Genomic DNA, 18,883 nt, shown 5'->3' on the forward strand with positions numbered 1-18,883 from the left:
GGTCGGGGGCTCCCGATCGGCGGGCGGTCACGGCGGGCGGCTACGGCGCGCGGTTACGGCAGGCGGCTACGGCACGCGGTCGTCGCCGGGCATCTCGTCTCCCCTTCGTTCGTCGAGCATCACGGCTCCCGGTCGTCGCTCAGGCATCACAGCTCCCGGTCGATGAGCGCGAACATCTCGTCGTCGGATACGCCGTCGAGCGCGTCCATGTCCGTCGTGCCGGTGGTGGCGCGGTCCCCGCCGTTCAGCTTCGTCAGCAGGGCGTTGAGCCGCCGGGTGATCCGGCCGCGCGCCTCCTCGTCCAGCGCCAAGGCGTCCAGGCCCGACTCGATCCGGCCGAGGTCGTTGAGGACCGGGTCGGCCGCGTCCTTCAGGGGCGCGGGCTCGCCGTCGGGTGACAGGAGGGTCAGGAGGTGGTCGACGAGGGCGGCGCTCTCCGGGTAGTCGAAGACGAGTGTGGCGGGCAGCTTCAGGCCGGTGGCGGCGGCGAGCCGGTTGCGCAGTTCCACGGCGGTGAGGGAGTCGAAGCCGAGTTCCTTGAACGAGGTGTCCGGGCGGATCGTGTCGCGGTCGGTGTGGCCGAGGACGCCGGCGACGTTGCCGCGGACGATGTCGAGCAGCAGGCGGTGGCGTTCGGGGGCCGGCAGGCCGGCGAGCCGGTCGGCGAGGCCGTCGCCGGTGGCGGCTCCGGCGGCGGCGGTGGGCCGTCGGTCGCGTCCGCCCGGTGCCGTGGTGGCCAGGGCGCGCAGGAGGACGGGCCGGGACCCGGCCGGCCTGCCGGCGACGGTCCGCGTGTCGAGGTCGACGGCGACGAGGTGCGGGCTGCCGTGCGCGCGGGCGGCGTCGAGGAGGGCCAGGCCGCGCTCGGTGGTCAGAGGCGTGAAACCGGTGCGCTTCATGCGCGCCAGATCCGTCTCGCCGAGGTGCCCGGTCATGTCGCTCGCGGTCTCCCAGAGCCCCCAGCCGACGGACAGCCCGGGCAGCCCGGCGGCGCGGCGGCGCTGGACCAGCGCGTCGCAATAGGCGTTCGCGGCAGCGTAGTTGGCCTGCCCCGGGCTTCCGAGTGTCGCCGCCGCGGACGAGAAGACGGCGAACAGGCCGAGGCGCAGATGCCGCGTCGCCTCGTGCAGGTGGCGTGCGGCGGCGGCCTTGCCGGCCCACACCCTGGCCAGGCTCTCGGGGGTCTGCGCGGTGACGACGGCGTCGTCCAGGACGCCCGCCGCGTGCACGACGCCGGTGAGCGGGTGGGCGGGATCGACCGCGCCGATCAGCTCGGCCACCGACCCGGGGTCACTCACATCGGCCGCGACGACGGACGCCGAACCGCCCAACTCGCGCAGTTTGGCGACGAGTTCTGCCGCGCCCGGCGCTTCCGTACCGCGCCGTCCCGCGAGGATCAGGTGCCGTACGCCCCAGGTGCGGACGAGGTGCTCCGCCACCGCACCGCCGAGCACGCCCGTGCCACCGGTGATCAGGACCGTGCCCTCGGGTTCGAGGCCGGCCGGGATCTCCAGGGCCAGCTTGCCGGTGTGCTTGGCCTGGCTCATGAACCGGAACGCCTCGCGGGCCCGGCCGAGCGGCCATGCCGTGACGGGCAGCGGCCGCAGGACGCCGGAGGCGAACAGCTCGCCCATCTCCGCCAGCATTTCCCCGATCCGGTCGGGCCCGGCGTGCGGTACGAGGTCGAAGGCCCGGTACCAGGCGCCCGCGTGGTCGGCGGCGACCCGCTCGGGGTCGCGCTTGTCGGTCTTGCCCATGTCGACCATGCGCCCGCCCTCGGCGAGCAGCCGCAGCGAGGCGTCGGTGAACTCGCCCGCCAGGCTGTGGAGTACGACGTCCATGCCCCGCCCGCCGGTGGCCTCCCGCAGGGTGTGCTCGAAGTCGAGGTCGCGGGAGGAGGCGCGGTGGGCTGCGTCGATACCCATCTCCTCCAGCACGGCGTGTTTGGCGGGGCTCGCGGTGGCGTATACCTCGGCGCCCAGGTGGCGGGCGATCTGGGTGGCGGCCATGCCCACGCCGCCGGTGCCGGCGTGGATGAGCAGCGATTCGCCCGCCTTGAGCCGGCCCAGGTCCACCAGGCCGTACCAGGCCGTCAGGAACACCACCGGTACCGCCGCGGCCTCCTGGAGGCTCCAGCCTTCCGGCACCGGCACGACCATCCGCGCGTCCGCGACGGCCACCGGCGCGAAGGCGCCCTCGAACAGGCCCATCACACGGTCGCCGACGGCCAGACCCGTCACGCCGGGGCCGACCTCCGTGACGTAGCCGGCGCCCTCGCTGCCCGCGAACGTCCCCTTGTCGGGGTACATGCCCAGGGCGATCAGGACGTCGCGGAAGTTGATGCCCGCCGCCCGCACGGAGATCCGCACCTGGCCGGGCTCCAGCGGCGCGAGCGCCTCCGGCGCCTCGATCACCGACAGGCTCTCGACGGTGGCGGTGCCCACGGTGCCCAGCCGCCAGGCGGGGGCACCGGCCGGCGGGACGAGCTCCACCGGAGCACCCGCGGGAACCATCCTCGGGACGAGGACGACACCGTCGCGCAGGGCGAGTTGCGACTCGTCCCGGTCCTCGACGAGGTGGCGCAAGGCGGCCTGCGGGAGGTCTCCGCCGTCGGTATCGACGAGGGCGAGGCGACCCGGGTTCTCGGACTGGGCGCTGCGGACCAGCCCCCAGACGGACGCGGCCGCCGGGTCGGCATCGGCGCCCGGGACGGTGGCCACGGCGCCGCGCGTCACCAGCAGCAGCCGGGAGTCGGCCAACCGGGGTGCCGCCAGGAACTCCTGGACCAGCGACAGCGCCCGCTCCGCCGTCGCGAGGCCGTCCCCGCCGGCCTCGACGGGAGCGACCACCGCCCACGGCACGTCGTCGCCGGAACGCACCGCATCGGCAGGAGCCACGCCTTCACCGAGCGCGACCCAGGAGGCGCTGTCCGGCGCCTCCCGCTCCGGCACCGGAAACGGCATCCATTCCACCGCGTAGAGACCGTCGACACCGCCACGGGCGGCGGCCGAGAGCTGCGCGGGATCGGCCGCCCGCAAGGTCAGGGACTCCACGCCGAGAACGGGCGCACCGGTGCCGTCGGCGAGCGTCACCCGCAGGTCCCGGTCGGCGGACTCCCCTCGCGGGGACAGCCGGACGCGGAGGCGGGTGGCCTGCTCGGCGTGGAGAGACACGCCGCCCCACGCGAACGGCAGCCACATCGTCCCGTCCTCCGGCCGGTCGATGAGCAGCAGCGGGTGCAGGGCGGCGTCGAGGAGTGCGGGGTGGATACCGAACGCGCCCGCGTCACCGGCTTGCTCGGGCAGCTCGACCTCGGCGAGCAGGTCACCGCCCTGCCGCCACAGGGCCCGCACACCCTGGAACGCCGGTCCGTAGCCGTATCCGGCCTCCGCGGCCCGCGCGTAGAAGTCCGCGACGTCCACCTGCTCCGCGCCGGCCGGAGGCCACTGCCCCTCCAACGCGTCGGACGGGAGAGCCGGTTCGGGGCTCAGTACACCGACCGCATGGCACACCCAGGCGCCCGCGTCCGGCCGGTCCGGGCGGGAGTGGACGCGTACGTCACGCCGGCCCCGCTCGTCGACGCCACCCACGGCCACCTGCACGGACAGGCCGCCCGAAGCGGGCAGGACGAGCGGCGCCCGCAGCGTCAGCTCCTCCACCACGGCACATCCCACCTCGTCGGCGGCCCGCAGCGCCCACTCCACGAGCGCCGCGCCCGGCACCAGCATCGCCCCGCCCACCACGTGCTCCGTGAGCCAGGAGGGCGCCTCGCCGGTGAGCCGCCCGGTCAGCAAGTACCCGTCGGAGTCGGCGAGTTCCACACTGGCGGCGAGGACCGGGTGACCGGAGGAGGCCATGCCGAGGTCGACCGGATCACCGGTGAGCCGAGAGGGGGCTTCCAGCCAGTAGTGGTCGCGCTGGAAGGCGTATGGGGGCAGGTCGACCGTACGGGGGGTGGGGTCGGTCGGGAAGAAGCGCCGCCAGTCGACCTCCACTCCGGCCGTGAAGGCGCGCGCGACGGAATGCGCGAGCTGGACGGCGTCGCCGTGGTCGCGGCGCAGGGTGGGTACCACCGTGGCGGTGACGTCCGCCCGCTCGATGGTCTCCTCCATGCCCAGGTTCAGCACCGGGTGCGGACTGGCCTCGACGAAGACGCGGTAGCCATCGGCGAGCAACGCTTCGACGGTGTCGGCGAAGCGGACCTGCTGCCGCAGGTTCGTGATCCAGTAGTCCGAGGTCAGGGTCCGGGTGTCGATCCGGCCTGCGGTGACCGTGGAGTAGAACGCGATGTCCGTGGTGGCCTGGGGCTCGATACCGCTCAGGCGGTCGGCCAGCAGGTCGGCGATCTCGTCCACCTGCGGACCGTGCGAGGCGTAATCCACATCGATCAGCCGGGCACGATGCCCTCGCGCCTCTGCCTCGGCGACCACCGTCGCCACCTGCTCCGGCGGACCGGAAATCACCGTCGACGACGGGCCGTTCACGGCAGCGACACCGACGCCTGCGTACCCGTCGATGAACTCCTCGGCAACTTCCCGGCCCACACCGAGGGAAGCCATCGCACCCCGCCCAGCCAACCGCCGCAGCGCATCACTGCGCACGGCGACGACCCGCGCCGCATCCTCCAACGACAACGCACCGGCCACCACCGCCGCAGCCATCTCACCTTGCGAATGACCGATCACCGCAGCGGGCTTGACCCCGTACTCGGCCCACACAGCGGCGAGAGAAACCATCACCGCCCACAGGACGGGCTGCACGACCTCCACCCGCGACAACTCAACACCATCACCGCGCAACACCTCGACCAACGACCAGTCGACATACGGCGACAACGCCCGCTCACACTCGGCAATCCGCGCCGCGAACACCGGCGACTCGTACAGCAGTTGGGCACCCATACCCACCCACTGCGACCCCTGCCCCGGAAACACCAGCACAGGACCAGCACCAGGCGAGCCGACCACCCCGGCCACCACGTCCGGCGACGCCTCGCCCGCGGCCAGCGCCTCAAGACCCGCGAGCGCCTGGCCGACGTCCTGACCCACCACCACGGCCCGGTGCTCGAAGGCCGCACGCGACGTCGCCAGCGACCAACCCACGTCCAGGGGTGAGGAGTTCTCCGATACGAACGTGCTCAGCCGCCGGGCCTGCTCCCGCAAGGCGTTCGCGGTACGGCCGGAGACGATCCACGGCACCGCCGCGCCCGGAACGGGCTCCGGCGCCGCTTCGTCGGAGACCTCCTCCGGCGCCTCCTCCAGGATCACGTGCGCGTTCGTCCCCGAGATGCCGAACGAGGACACGCCGGCCCGGCGCGGCCGATCGCCGCGGGACCACGGGACCGGTTCGGTCAGGAGCCGGACGGCGCCGGAGGACCATTCGACGTGCGGGGTCGGTTCGTCCACGTGCAGGGTGGCGGGCAGCAGCTCGTGTCGCAGCGCCATCACCATCTTGATCACACCGGCGACACCGGCGGCGGCTTGCGTGTGGCCGATGTTGGACTTCACCGAGCCGAGCCACAACGGGCGGTCCTCGTCGCGTCCCTGTCCGTACGTCGCCAGGAGGGCCTGAGCCTCGATGGGGTCGCCGAGCGTGGTGCCCGTGCCGTGGGCCTCGACCGCGTCGATCAGTTCGGGGCTCTGGTCCGCCGCGGCCAGGGCAGCGCGGATGACGCGCTCCTGGGAGGGGCCGTTGGGCGCGGTCATCCCGTTGCTGGCGCCGTCCTGGTTGACGGCCGAACCCCGCAGCAGGGCAAGGACTTTGTGTCCGTTGCGGCGCGCGTCCGACAGGCGTTCCAGGAGGACGAGGCCCGCGCCCTCGCCCCAGCCGGTTCCGTCCGCCGTCGCGGCGAAGGGCTTGCAGCGGCCGTCGGGGGCGAGGCCGCGCTGGCGGGAGAACTCGACGAAGGTGTTGGGGGTGGCCATCACGGTCGCCCCGCCGGCCAGGGCCAGGGTGCATTCGCCGCGCCGCAGGGCGTCGGCCGCGAGGTGCATCGCCACGAGGGAGGAGGAGCAGGCGGTGTCGACGGTGATGGCGGGGCCTTCGAGGCCGAAGGTGTAGGCGACCCGGCCGGACGCGACGCTCGGGGTGCTGCCGGTCATGATGCGGCCCTCGTAGCCGTCCGGTTTGCGGTCGAGGAAGCGGGAGCCGTAGTCGTCGTACATGATCCCGGTGATGACGCCGCACGGGGTGCCGCGCACGGTGGCCGGGTCGATGCCGGCGTCTTCGAAGGCGTGCCAGGCGCATTCGAGGAGCAGCCGCTGCTGGGGGTCGGTGGCGGCGGCCTCGCGCGGGCTGATGCCGAAGAACCCCGCGTCGAACCGGGCCGCGTCGTAGAGGAATCCGCCTTCCCGGGCGTAGCTGTGGCCGACCCGGTCCGGGTCGGGGTCGTGGAGGCCGGTCACGTCCCAGCCCCGGTCCTCGGGGAAGGGGCCGATGGCGTCCGTGCCGGTGGCGACGAGCTGCCAGAGCTGCTGGGGGGAGGTGACGCCGCCGGGGTAGCGGCAGGCCATGCCGATGATGGCGATGGGCTCGTCGTCTGCGGTGGTGCCGCGTACCGCCGGCAGGGGGGTGGCGGGGGCGCTGTCGGGCAGGTGGGTGCGCAGATGGCGGACGAGGGCGTCGGGGGTGGGGTAGTCGAAGATCAGGGTGGCGGGGAGCCGGATGCCGGTGGCCGTGGAGAGGCGGTTGCGCAGTTCCAGGGCGGTCAGCGAGTCGAAGCCCAACTCGTTGAAGGCGCGGCCCAGTTCGAGGGTCTGGGGTGAGGGGTGGGCCAGGACGGTCGCGATCTGCTCGCGGATCAGGTCGCCGAGGGCGCGGTCGCGGTCGGCGGTGGAGAGCGCGGCCAGGCGGGCGCTCCACGAGGTGGGTTCGGTTCCTTCGCCGGTGGCGGCCACGGCGGCTCGGGGCCGGGGGGCGCGGACGAGGCCGCGCAGGGCGGTGGGCAGGGTGTGGGCGGCGGCCAGGCCGCGCAGGACCGACCGGTCGAAGCGGGTGGCGAGGACGGTGGCGTGCGGGCCGTTCAGGGCCGCGTCGAAGAGGGCGAGGGCCTGCTCGTCGGTGAGTGCTGCCACGCCGGTGCGGCGGATGCGGGCGCGGTCGGTGTCGCCGAGCCGGGCGGCCATGCCGCCGCTCGCGGACTCCCACAGCCCCCAGGCCACGGAGGTGGCGGCGAGGCCGTGGGCGCGGCGGTGTGCGGCCAGGGCGTTGAGGAAGGTGTTGGCGGCCGCGTAGTTGGCCTGGCCGCCGTTGCCCAGGACGGAGGCGCCGGAAGAGAAGAGGACGAACGCGGCGAGGTCCAGGTCGCGGGTCAGTTCGTGGAGGTGCCAGGCCGCGTCGACTTTGGGGGCCAGCACGGCGTCGAGCTGCTCGGGGGTCATCGCGGTGACGAGGGTGTCGTCGATGACGCCCGCGGTGTGGACGACGGCGGTCAGCGGGTGTTCCGCCGGGATGCCGTCCAGGAGCCGGGGCAGCGCGTCGGGGTCGGTGATGTCGCAGGCCGCGACGCGGACGTCGACGCCTTGGGCCGTCAGGTCGCTCCGCAGGTCCGCGACTCCCTCGGCGGCCTCGCCGCGCCGGCTGACGAGCAGCAGGTGGCGGGCGCCGTGTGCGGTCGCCAGGTGGCGGGCGGTGGCCCGGCCGAGGCCGCCGGTGCCGCCGGTGATGAGGACGGTGCCCTCCGGATCGAGGCGTCGCGGTACGGCGGGGTCCTGCCGGGTGCCGTCGGCGTCCGGGGCGCTCTCCGGGGCGGCATCGCCCTGCGGGTACGTTCCGGGGTTCGTCGCGGCGAGGCGCGGCACGAGGGCGGTGCCCGCGCGCAGGGCCAGCTCCGTCTCGTCCTGGGATGTCGCGGCCGCCACGGCGGCGGGCAGGGCGCGGTGGGTGGCGGCGTCCTCGTCGATGTCCAACAGCAGGACCCTGCCCGGCTGTTCGGCCTGGGCCGCGCGGACCAGGCCCCACAGGGGGGCGGTGGCCAGGTCGGCGGGGGCGTCGTCCGGGTGGGCGGCGACCGCGCCCGTGGTGAGGATGACGAGCCGGGCCGGGGTGAGGGCGTCCACGGCGAGCCAGTGGCGCAGCAGGTTCAGGGTGGCGTGCGCGTGGGCGCGCGTCCGGGCGGGGATGTCACCGGCGGCGGTGGGCGGGACGGGGGCGAGGACGAGGTCGGGGACGGGGGTGCCCTCCGCGACGGCCGCCGCCAGCGCGGCCAGGCTCTCGTAATGCGTGCCGGGGAAGAGGTCCGTCTCCCTGATGCCCAGGTCCGTCCCATCGGTGCCGAGAGCCGCCCCCTCGGCGCCGAGTACGGCCCAGGTGCCGGTGGCCGGCTCGGCGGCCGGCAGCGCGAGCGGCTGCCATGTCACGTGGTGCAGGGGTGTTCCGGCGGGGCGGGCGGAGCGCCAGCGATCGGCGGGGATCAGCCGCAGCCGGAGCGAGTCGACGGTGGCGACGAGCGCGCCGTCGGGGTCGGTGAGCGTCAGCTTCAGCCGGTCGTCGCCCTGGCCGGTGAGGCGGACCCGCAGCCGGGTCGCGCCGGTGGCGTGGTGGCGGACCCGGCCGAAGGAGAACGGGAGGCGGACCGGTGAGGTGTCGTCGCCCGCGCCGTAGAGTTCGTCGACGGCGTGCAGGGCGGCGTCGAGGAGCGCGGGGTGGAGGGTGAACCGGGCGGCGTCGGCCAGCTGTTCGTCGTCCAGGCGGACGTCGGCGTACAGGTCGTCGCCGTGCCGCCAGGCGGCGCGGACGGCGCGGAAGGCGGGCCCGTAGCCGTAGCCCTGCTCGTCGAGGCGGGCGTACAGCGCGTCGACGTCGAGGGGGGTGGCGTCGGTGGGCGGCCAGGGTGCGGTGTCGGCGGCGGGCGAGGCGCCGGTCGCGGCCGTGGTCAGGGTGCCCGTCCCGGCCGTGGTCGGCGTACCGGTCTCGGCCTCGGTCAAGGCACCTGTCTCATCCGTGGTCGGCGTGCCCGTCTCGACCGTCGTCAGTGCACCGGCCTCGGGCGTGGCCGACGCGCCGGTCCCGACCTCCGTCAGGGCATCGTTCCCAGCCGTGGCCGACGCGCCGGTCCCGACCTCCGTCCGCGCACCGGCCTCCGCCGCGGCCAGCGTGCCGGTCGCGTGGCGGCGCCAGCCGTGGGTACCGTCCGGGTTCGTGTCGAGGTCCCCGGAGTCGTCGGCGGGGCGGGCGTGGACGGTCAGGGTGCGGCGGCCGGAGGTGTCCGGGGCGCCGACGGCGAGCTGGACGCTGACGGTGCCGGTGTCGTCGAGCAGCAGCGGGGCTTCCAGCGTCAGGTCTTCGACCGTGTCGCAGTCGACGTGGCGCCCGGCGAGCAGGGCGAGTTCGACGAAGGCGGTGCCGGGCAGCGGAACGCTCCCGGCGATGGCGTGGTCGGCGAGCCAGGGGTGGGTGCGCAGGGAGAGGCGCCCGGCGAGGAGCAGGCCGCCGTCGGCCTGCCGGATGACGGCGGGCAGCAGGGGGTGGCCGGTCTCGGCGAGGTCGGCGGCGCGGGCCGGGGCGGCGGCGTCCGGAGTGGGGCGCCAGTAGCGGCGGCGCTGGAATCGGTAGGTGGGCAGCGGCAGTTGGGCGGTGTGCTCCGGGAAGAGAGGGGTGAAGTCGACCGGCTGCCCGTCGACGTGCAGCGTGGCGAGGGCCGTCAGCAGCGAGCGGTCCTCGTCGTGGCCGGAGCGGAGGGCGGCGGCGACGACGGGCTGGGGCTCCCCGTCGGGCGCCGCGGAGGCCGGGACGCAGTCCTGGACCATCGTGGCGAGGACCGGGTCGGGGCCCAACTCCAGGTACCGCACGACGCCTTCGGAGTGGAGGGTGCGCAGTCCGTCGTGGAAGCGCACCGGCTGCCGGACGTGCCGCACCCAGTAGTCGGCGTCGGTGAGGAGGTCGGGGCCGGCGAGCTCGCCGGTGAGGTTGGAGACGACGGGGATCTTCGGCGCGTGGAAGGTGAGCCCTTCCGCCACGCGCCGGAACTCGTCCAGCATCGGCTCGATCAGGGGCGAGTGGAAGGCGTGGCTGACGTTGAGGCGTTTGGTCTTGTGCCCGCGCCCGCGCAGGGTCTCTTCGAGTTCGGTGACGGCCCGGTCGGCGCCGGACACGACGACGGCGGTGGGGCCGTTGACGGCGGCGAGCGAGAGGTGGTCCTCGCGGCCCGCGAGCAGCGGGAGTACGTCGGTCTCGGCCGCCTGGACGGCGAGCATGGCGCCGCCCGCGGGGAGGGCCTGCATCAGCCGGCCCCGGGCGGCGACCAGCGCGCAGGCGTCCGCGAGGGAGAGCACTCCGGCCGCGTACGCCGCGGTGATCTCGCCGACCGAGTGGCCGGTCAGGTGGCTCGGGGTGACGCCGAGGGAGGTGACCAGCCGGTACAGCGCCGTTTCGAGGGCGAACAGGGCGGCCTGGGTGACGCCGGTCCGGTGCAGGGCGGCGGCCTGTTCGGTGCCCTGCTCGGCGAACAGGGCGTCGCGCAGCGGCTGTTCGAGCAGCGGGTCCAGGTGGGAGCAGACCTCGTCCAGGGCCTCGGCGAACACGCTGGAGGTGCGGTGGAGGCCGGCGCCCATTCCGGGGCGCTGGCTGCCCTGCCCGGTGAAGAGGAAGGCGGTGCCTCCGGTGCGGGCCGGGCCGGTGCCGGAGACGAGGGCCGGGTGGGAACGGCCGGCGGCGAGCGCGGCCAGGGCCCCGGCGCGTTCGTCCCGGTCCGCGCCGAGCACCACGGCACGGTGTTCGAAGAGGGAGCGGCGCAGCAGGGTGCCGCCGACGTCGGCCGGGGAGGCGTCCTCGTGGCCGGCGAGGTGCCCGGCGAGGGCGTCGGCCTGGGCGCGCAGGGCGGGTGCGGTGCGGGCGGAGAGGAGCCAGGGCGGCGACGGGTGGGCGTCCCGGGCGGTCGCGGCGGCGGGAGCACCCGTGGCCGCCCCGCCTGCGGTCTCCCCGGTGTCGTCCGCCGGCGGCTCCTCCAGGATCAGGTGAGCGTTCGTGCCCGAGATGCCGAACGACGAGATGCCCGCCCGGCGGACCCGCTCCCCGCGCGGCCAGGCGACCGGCTCGGTGAGGAGGCGTACGGCGCCGGACTCCCAGTCGGCGTGCGGGGTCGGCCGGTCGACGTTCAGGGTGGGCGGCAGCGTCTGGTGGCGCAGTGCCAGGATCATCTTGATGAGTCCGGCCGCTCCGGCCGCGCCCTGGGTGTGGCCGATATTGGACTTGACCGAGCCGAGCCACAACGGCCGTTCCTCGTGGCGTTCCTGACCGTACGTAGCGAGCAGGGCCTGCGCCTCGATCGGGTCGCCGAGCTTCGTCCCGGTGCCGTGTGCCTCGACCGCGTCGACCTCGGCGGGCGAGAGCCGGGCCCCGGCGAGGGCGGCGCGGATGACGCGCTGCTGGGAGGGGCCGTTGGGGGCGGTCAGGCCGTTGCTGGCGCCGTCCTGGTTGACGGCCGAGCCGCGGATGACCGCCAGCACCTCGTGCCCGTTGCGGCGGGCGTCGGAGAGGCGTTCGAGTACCAGCAGGCCGGCGCCCTCGGAGAAGGCGGTGCCGTCGGCGGCGGCCGCGAAGGGCTTGCACCGCCCGTCGGCGGCGAGGCCGCGCTGCCGGGAGAACTCGGTGAAGACGTACGGGGTGGTCATCACCGTGACGCCGCCCGCGAGGGCCAGGTCGCACTCGCGGCGGCGCAGCGCGTGGGCGGCCAGGTGCACGGCGACCAGGGACGACGAGCAGGCCGTGTCGACCGTGACCGCCGGGCCCTCCAGGCCGAAGGTGTAGGCGAGGCGGCCGGAGAGCACGCTGGGCGCGTTGCCGGTGACGAGGTGGCCCTCGGCCTCGGGGTCGATGTGGGGGGTGCCGAAGCCGGGCAGGGCCGCGCCCGCGTAGACGCCGGTGCGGCTGCCCTCCAGCGACCGCGGGTCGATGCCGGCGCGTTCGAGGGCTTCCCAGGCGCACTCCAGGAGGAGCCGCTGCTGGGGGTCGAGGACCTGTGCCTCGCGGGGGCTGATGCCGAAGAACTCCGGGTCGAACCGGTCGGCGTCGTGGAGGAAGCCGCCCTCGCTCGCGTAGGTGGTGCCCGGGTGGTCGGGGTCGGGGTGGAAGAGCCGGTCCAGGTCCCAGCCCCGGTTGCCGGGGAAGGCGCCCAGGCCGTGGCCGCCCGCGGCGACCAGGTCCCACAGCTCCTCGGGGGTGCGGACGCCGCCGGGGTAGCGGCAGGCCATCTGGACGACGGCGACCGGTTCCCGGTCGCGCTCCTCCGCCTCGCGCAGCCGCTGCCGGGTGGCGTGCAGGTCCGCGGAGACGCGCTTGAGGTAGTCGACCAGTTTCTCTTGGCTCACCATGTGCGCTCTGTCTCCCCGCCGGTGGTCGCGAGGTGTGCGGCGTGCACTCGCCTCACACCCCCAGTTCGTTGTCGATGAAGTCCAGTACTTGCTCGGCGGTGGCGTCGTCCAGCCGGTCCGCGGCGGCGTCGGGTGCCGCCGCCGTGAACCGTGCGAGGAGCGCCTCCAGCCGTTCCGCGACCGCCGCCCGGTCGAGGTCCTGTGCGACGGCCGCGGACAGGGTGTGCTCGACGCGCGCCACCTCCCGCAGGACCTGGGCGGTGATGTCGTCCGTCGTGGCCGGCGCGCCTTCCGGGGCGAGCCGTTCGACGAGGTGGGCGGCGAGCGCCTGGGGCTGCGGGTAGTCGAAGACCAGGGCGGCGGGCAGCTTCAGGCCGGTGGCGGCGGCGAGCCGGTTGCGCAGTTCGACGGCGGTCAGGGAGTCGAAGCCGAGTTCCTTGAACCGCGTGTCGGTCTGCACCGCGCCCGGGTCGGTGTGCCCGAGTACGCCGGCGGCGTGGCCGCGTACCAGGTCGGTCAGCAGCGCCAGCCGCTCCTCGCCGGTCAGGGCGGCGAGCCTGCCGGGCCAGTCGGCCGCGCCGGCGCCGGCGCCGGTGGCGGCCGTGGGCCGGGAGGCCGCGGGGGCCCCGGCGGCGGCGAGGGCGCGCAGTACGACGGGCACGGCCGTCGGCGAGGCCGCGGGCACCCGCGCGTCGAGGTCCAGGGCGAGCAGGTCGGGGCGGCCGTGGGCGCGGGCGGCGGACAGCAGGGCGCAGCCCTTCGCCGCGCTGGTGGGCCGGATGCCGTAGCGGTCGATACGGGCCCGGTCCGCCGCGGACAGCGTCCCGGTGAGGCCGCTCACCGCCTCCCACAGTCCCCACGCCACGGACAGGCCCGGCAGGCCCCGGGCCCGCCGGTGCCGGGCGAGGGCGTCGCAATAGGCGTTGGCGGCGGCGTAGTTGGCCTGCCCCGGCGTGCCGAGGGTGGAGGCGAAGGAGGAGAACACGACGAACATCCCGAGCCGCGCGCCCTCCGTCGCCTCGTGGAGCAGCCGCGCGGCGGCGGCCTTGGCCCGCCACACGCGCGCGAGGCGCTCGGGGTTCTGCGAGCCGATCAGGGCGTTGTCGAGCGTCCCGGCCGCGTGGACGACGCCGGTCAGCGGATGCGCCGGGTCGATCCCGGCGAGCAGTGCGGCCACGGCACCGGGCTCGCTCACGTCGGCCGCCACGAACGTGGCCTCCGCGCCCAGTTCGGCGAGGCGCGCGGCGAGCTCGGGGGTGCCGTCGGCGTCGGGGCCACTGCGGCTGACCAGCAGCAGGTGCCGGCTCTCGCCCGTGCGCGCCAGGTGTTCGGCGACCGCGGCGCCGATGGTGCCGGTGCCGCCGGTGACGAGGACGGTCCCCTCCGGGTCGAGCGGTGCGGGTACGTCGAGCACCAGCTTGCCGGTGTGCTTGGCCTGGCTCATGAACCGGAAAGCCTCCCGCGCCCGGCCGAGCGGCCAGGCGCCGACCGGCAGCGGGTCCAGCCCGCCGGACGCGAACAGTTCGCCCAGCCGGTCGAGCATCGCGCCGAGCCGGTCTGGGCCGGCGTCGGCGACCAGGTCGAAGGCGCGGTACGTGACGCCGGGGTGCTCCCGGGCGACGGTCCCGGGGGCGCGTACGTCGGTCTTGCCCATCTCCAGGAAACGGCCGCCCTCGCCCAGCAACCGCAGGGATGCGTCGAGGAGTTCGCCGGTGAGGCTGTTGAGGACGACGTCCACGCCGCGCCCGCCGGTCGCCCGCCGGACCGCGTCCTCGAAGCCGGCGTCGCGCGACGAGGCGCGGTGGGCGGCGTCGATACCCATGGCCTCCAGCAGGCCGTGCTTGGCGGGGCTCGCGGTGGCGTACACCTCGGCACCCAGGTGGCGGGCGATCCGTACCGCCGCCATGCCCACGCCGCCGGTCGCGGCGTGGATCAGCACCGACTCCCCGGCCCGCAGGCCGGCCAGCTCCACCAGGGCGTACCAGGCCGTCAGGTACGCGGCGGGGGCGGCGGCCGCCTCCCGCGTGTGCCAGCCCTGCGGAACGGGCGCCAGCGTCCGTTCGTCGGCGACGGCCCACGGCCCGAACGCGCCCTCCAGCATGCCCATCACCCGGTCGCCGACCGCCACGCGCGCGACACCGGGGCCGACCTCGGTGACCACACCGGCGGCCTCCGTGCCCGGCAGGGCGTCCGGGTCGGGGTACATGCCCAACGCGATCAGCACATCGCGGAAGTTGACGCCCGCCGCGTGCACGGCGATACGGACCTCGCCCGGCCCGAGGGGTCGCAGTACGTCGTCGCAGGCCACCGCCGTGACGTCGTCGAGCGATCCGGACGGCCCGCCGACCAGGCGCCAGGCCCGTTCCCCGGGCGGCGCGGCGAGCTCGGCGGTCCCGGCCGCCCGCTCCCACCGGGGAACGAACAACCGTCCGTCACGCAGGGCCAGTTGCGGTTCGTCCACGCCCACCGCGCCCCGCACCGCCGCGGTGACGGCGTCGCGGGTGTCACGGTCGAAGGGCGCGTCCAGGTCGAGGAGGACGAGACGGTCCGGGTTCTCCGACTGGGCGCTGCGGACGAGCCCCCACACGGCGGCACCCGCCGGGTCCGGACCGCCCTGCACGGCCACGCCGTCGGACGGCCCGGCGGCGTCCACCGCGCCCCGGGTGACGAGCACCAGCCGGGTCCGGTCCAGGAGCGGCGCGTCCAGGAAGCCCTGTACGAGCTCCAACGCGCGTTCGGTGACGTGCAGTTCATCGCCCGCGCTGGTGTCCACCGGAGCGAACACGAGGTCGGGCAGCGGGGTTCCCGTGGCCACGGCGTCGACGAGCGCGTCCAGGCCCGGGTAGCGGTCCGGGCCGAGGCCGGGGCCTCCCAGGACCGCCGACGCGACGGGACCGCCGGTGGCGTGCGGCAGGGACAGCGGCGTCCAGCGCAGCTCGTAGAGCCCGTCCGTGCCCGGTGCCGCGGCGGCCCGCACCTGCCGGGCACTGGTCGAGCGCAGCCGCAGGGCCGCCACGTCCGCCACCGGCCCGCCCGCCGGGTCGGTCACGGTCACGCGCACGGTCTCCTCGTCGCCCCCGCTCAGCCCGGAGATCCGCACCCGCGCGGCGGTGGCGCCGGTGGCCCACAGCGACACACCGCTCCAGGAGAACGGCAGCAGCACCTGCCCGTCCCCGAAGCGTTCGGCGAGCAGCAGCGGCTGCAGGGCAGCGTCGAGCAGCGCCGGGTGAATGCCGAACCCGTCGACGGCACCGGCCTGTTCGGGCAGCGCCACCTCGGCCAGCAGCTCGTCGCCCCGCCGCCACAGCGCCCGCAGCCCCTGGAACGCCGGACCGTACTCGTACCCCGCGGCCGCGACCCGCTCGTAGAAACCGCTCAGGTCCACCGGCTCGGCATCGGCCGGCGGCCACTGCCCGGCCTGCCGGGACGGCCGGCCCGCCGGCTCGCGCCCCAGCTCGCCGACGGCGTGGCACACCCATGTCCCGGCGGCCCCCTCCGGACGCGAGTACACGTGTACGTCACACCGGCCCCGCTCATCGGGCGCCCCTACGGCGACCTGGACATCGACGCCCCCGGAGGCGGGAAGCACGAGCGGCGCGCGGAGCGTCAGCTCCTCCACCGTGGCGCAGCCCGCCTCGTCGGCGGCCCGCAGCACCCACTCCACCAGGGCTGCTCCCGGCACCAGCGCCGTCCCGGCCACCACGTGCCCGCCCAGCCGGCCACGGCCCTCGGCGGAGATCCGGCCGTCGAGTACCACTCCCCCACCGGCCAGCGCGACCGAGGTGGGCAGCAGCGCGTGCCCCGAAGCGGAACGGACGTCATGGACGGCACCGGCCCTGGCCGAGGAGTCGGCCAGCCAGTAGCGCCTGCGTTGGAAGGCGTAGGTGGGCAGGTCAACGGTACGAGGGGTGGGATCGGTGGGGAAGAAACGCCGCCAGTCGACGTCCGCGCCCGCCGTGAAGGCGAGTGCGACGGAGCGCGCGAGCTGGACGGCGTCGCCGTGGTCGCGGCGCAGGGTGGGTACCACCGTGGCGGCGACGGCCGCCTGCTCGATGGTCTCCTCCATGCCCAGGTTCAGCACCGGGTGTGGGCTGGCCTCGATGAAGACGCGGTAGCCGTCGGCGAGCAGCGCTTCGACGGTGTCGGCGAAACGTACTTGCTGCCGCAGGTTGGTGATCCAGTAGTCGGAGGTGAGAGTCCGAGCGTCGATCCGGCCGGCGGTGACCGTGGAGTAGAACGCGGTGTCCGTGGCCAGGGGCTCCACACCGCTCAGGCGGTCGGCCAGCAGGTCCGCGATCTCGTCCACCTGCGGACCGTGCGAGGCGTAATCCACATCGATCAGGCGGGCGCGGAGCTCGCGCCCCTTCGCGTCGGCCACGACCTGCGCCACCTGCTCGGCAGGACCGGAAACGACCGTGGACGACGGGCCGTTCACAGCGGCGATCCCCACACCAGCGCGACCGTCGATCAGCTCCTCGGCAAGCTCCCGGCCCACGCCGAGGGAAGCCATCGCGCCCCGCCCGGCCAACCGCCGCAGCGCGTCACTACGCACGGCCACGATCCGCGCCGCGTCCTCCAACGACAACGCGCCAGCCACCACCGCCGCAGCCATCTCACCTTGCGAATGACCGATCACCGCAGCGGGCTTGACCCCGTACTCGGCCCAGACGGCAGCAAGAGAAACCATCACCGCCCACAGGACCGGCTGCACGACCTCCACCCGCGACAACTCACCACCGTCACCGCGCAACACCTCCGTCAGCGACCAGTCCACGTACGGAGACAGAGCCCGTTCGCACTCGGCGATCCGAGCCGCGAACACCGGCGACTCGTCCAGCAGTTGGGCACCCATACCCGCCCACTGCGACCCCTGCCCCGGAAACACCAGCACCGGACCCGGGCCCACATCACCGGCCACCCCGGACACCACGTCCGCCGACACCTCACCCGCGGCCAGCGCCTCAAGACCCGCTATCGCCTGACCGACGTCCTGGCCCACCACCACGGCCCGGTGCTCGAAGGCCGCACGCGACGTCGCCAGCGACCAACCCACGTCCAGCAGCGAAGAGTTCTCGGACGCGAAGGCACCCAGCCGCCGAGCCTGCTCCCGCAGCGCCTCGCCCGTACGCCCGGACACCACCCACGGCACCACCGCACCCGGAACAGGCTCCGGCGCGCCCTCGTCGTCGGAAACCTCCGCCGGCGCCTCTTCCAGGATCACGTGCGCGTTCGTCCCCGAGATGCCGAAGGCGGAGACGCCGGCCCGGCGCGGGTGGCCCGTGTCCGGCCACGTGGTGGGCTCGGTGACGACCTCGACCGCCCCGGCCTCCCAGTCGACGTGCGGGCTGAGCTCCTCGACGTGGAGCGTCGCGGGCACGACGCCCTGCCGGATCGCCATGACCGTCTTGATGACGCCCGCGACGCCCGCGGTGGCGTGCGTGTGGCCGATGTTGGACTTGAGCGAGCCGAGCAGCAGGGGCCGGTCGCGGTGCTGCCCGTACGTGGCGAGCAGGGCCTGGGCCTCGATGGGGTCGCCCAGTTTGGTGCCGGTGCCGTGCGCCTCCACCATGTCCACCTCGGCGGGCGTCAGCCGGGCGCCGGCCAGGGCGGCGCGGATGACGTTCTCCTGCGCGGCGTCGTTGGGCGCGGTGAGGCCGTTGCTGGCGCCGTCCTGGTTGACGGCCGAGCCCCGGACGACGGCGAGGACGTCGTGGCCGTTGCGGCGGGCGTCGGAGAGGCGCTCCAGCAGGATGAGGCCGATGCCCTCGGAGAAGCCGGTGCCGTCGGCCGCCGCGGCGAAGGGCTTGCAGCGGCCGTCGGGCGCCAGGCCGCGCTGGCGGCAGAACTCGGTGAACATCAGCGGGCTGGACAGCACGAGCACGCCGCCCGCCACCGCCAGGTCGCACTCGCGCTGGCGCAGCGCCTGGCAGGCCAGGTGGACGGCCACGAGGGAGGCGGAGCAGGCCGTGTCGACGGTGACCGCCGGGCCCTCCAGGCCGTAGGTGTAGGCGACCCGGCCCGAGATGACGCTGGTGAGGCTGCCGGTGGTGGCGTGACCCTCGAACCCCTCGGGTATGCGCGGCAGTTGGGACAGGTAGTCCTCACTCGACACCCCGGCGTAGACGCCGGTGCGGCTGCCCTTGAGCGTGGCGGGCACGATGCCGGAGCGCTCGAACAGTTCCCAGGAGGTCTCCAGCATCAAGCGCTGCTGCGGGTCCATGGCCAGCGCCTCGCGGGGGCTGATGCCGAAGAAGTCGGCGTCGAAGGAGCACGCGTCGTCCACGAACCCGCCGTGCCGCACATAACTGGTGCCGTAGTGGGCGGGGTCGGGGTCGTAAAGCGCGTCGAGGTCCCAGCCGCGGTCGGCGGGGAAGTCCTCGATGGCGTCCTTGCCCGCGGCGACCAGGCTCCACAGGTCCTCGGGCGAGGTGACGCCGCCGGGGAACCGGCAGGCCATGCCGACGATCGCGATCGGTTCCTGGTGGCGGTCCTCCGCCTGGCGCAGGCGCTGCTTCGTGTCGTGGAGTTCGGTGGTCACGCGGCGCAGATACTCGACCAGTTGCTCTTCGCTCGGC

The 18,883-nt window shown here is 74.8% G+C and carries 2 protein-coding genes; both read right to left on the bottom strand.

Annotation, left to right across the window (positions count from 1 at the left end; all coding sequences use genetic code 11):
* Nucleotides 1-146 precede the first annotated feature (146 nt).
* Entirely contained in the window at nucleotides 147-12,308 is a 12,162-nt protein-coding gene (locus J7W19_RS02565) for a type I polyketide synthase (protein ID WP_210455263.1), read from the bottom strand.
* A 52-nt stretch (nucleotides 12,309-12,360) separates the two neighbouring features.
* A complete protein-coding gene (locus J7W19_RS02570) occupies nucleotides 12,361-18,846 on the bottom strand; it encodes a type I polyketide synthase (protein ID WP_459214090.1) in 6,486 nt (2,161 codons plus the stop codon).
* Nucleotides 18,847-18,883: the final 37 nt, after the last annotated feature.

Origin of the sequence: Streptomyces mobaraensis NBRC 13819 = DSM 40847, from assembly GCF_017916255.1 — a bacterium.
GTDB classification, from domain to species: Bacteria; Actinomycetota; Actinomycetes; order Streptomycetales; family Streptomycetaceae; genus Streptomyces; species Streptomyces mobaraensis.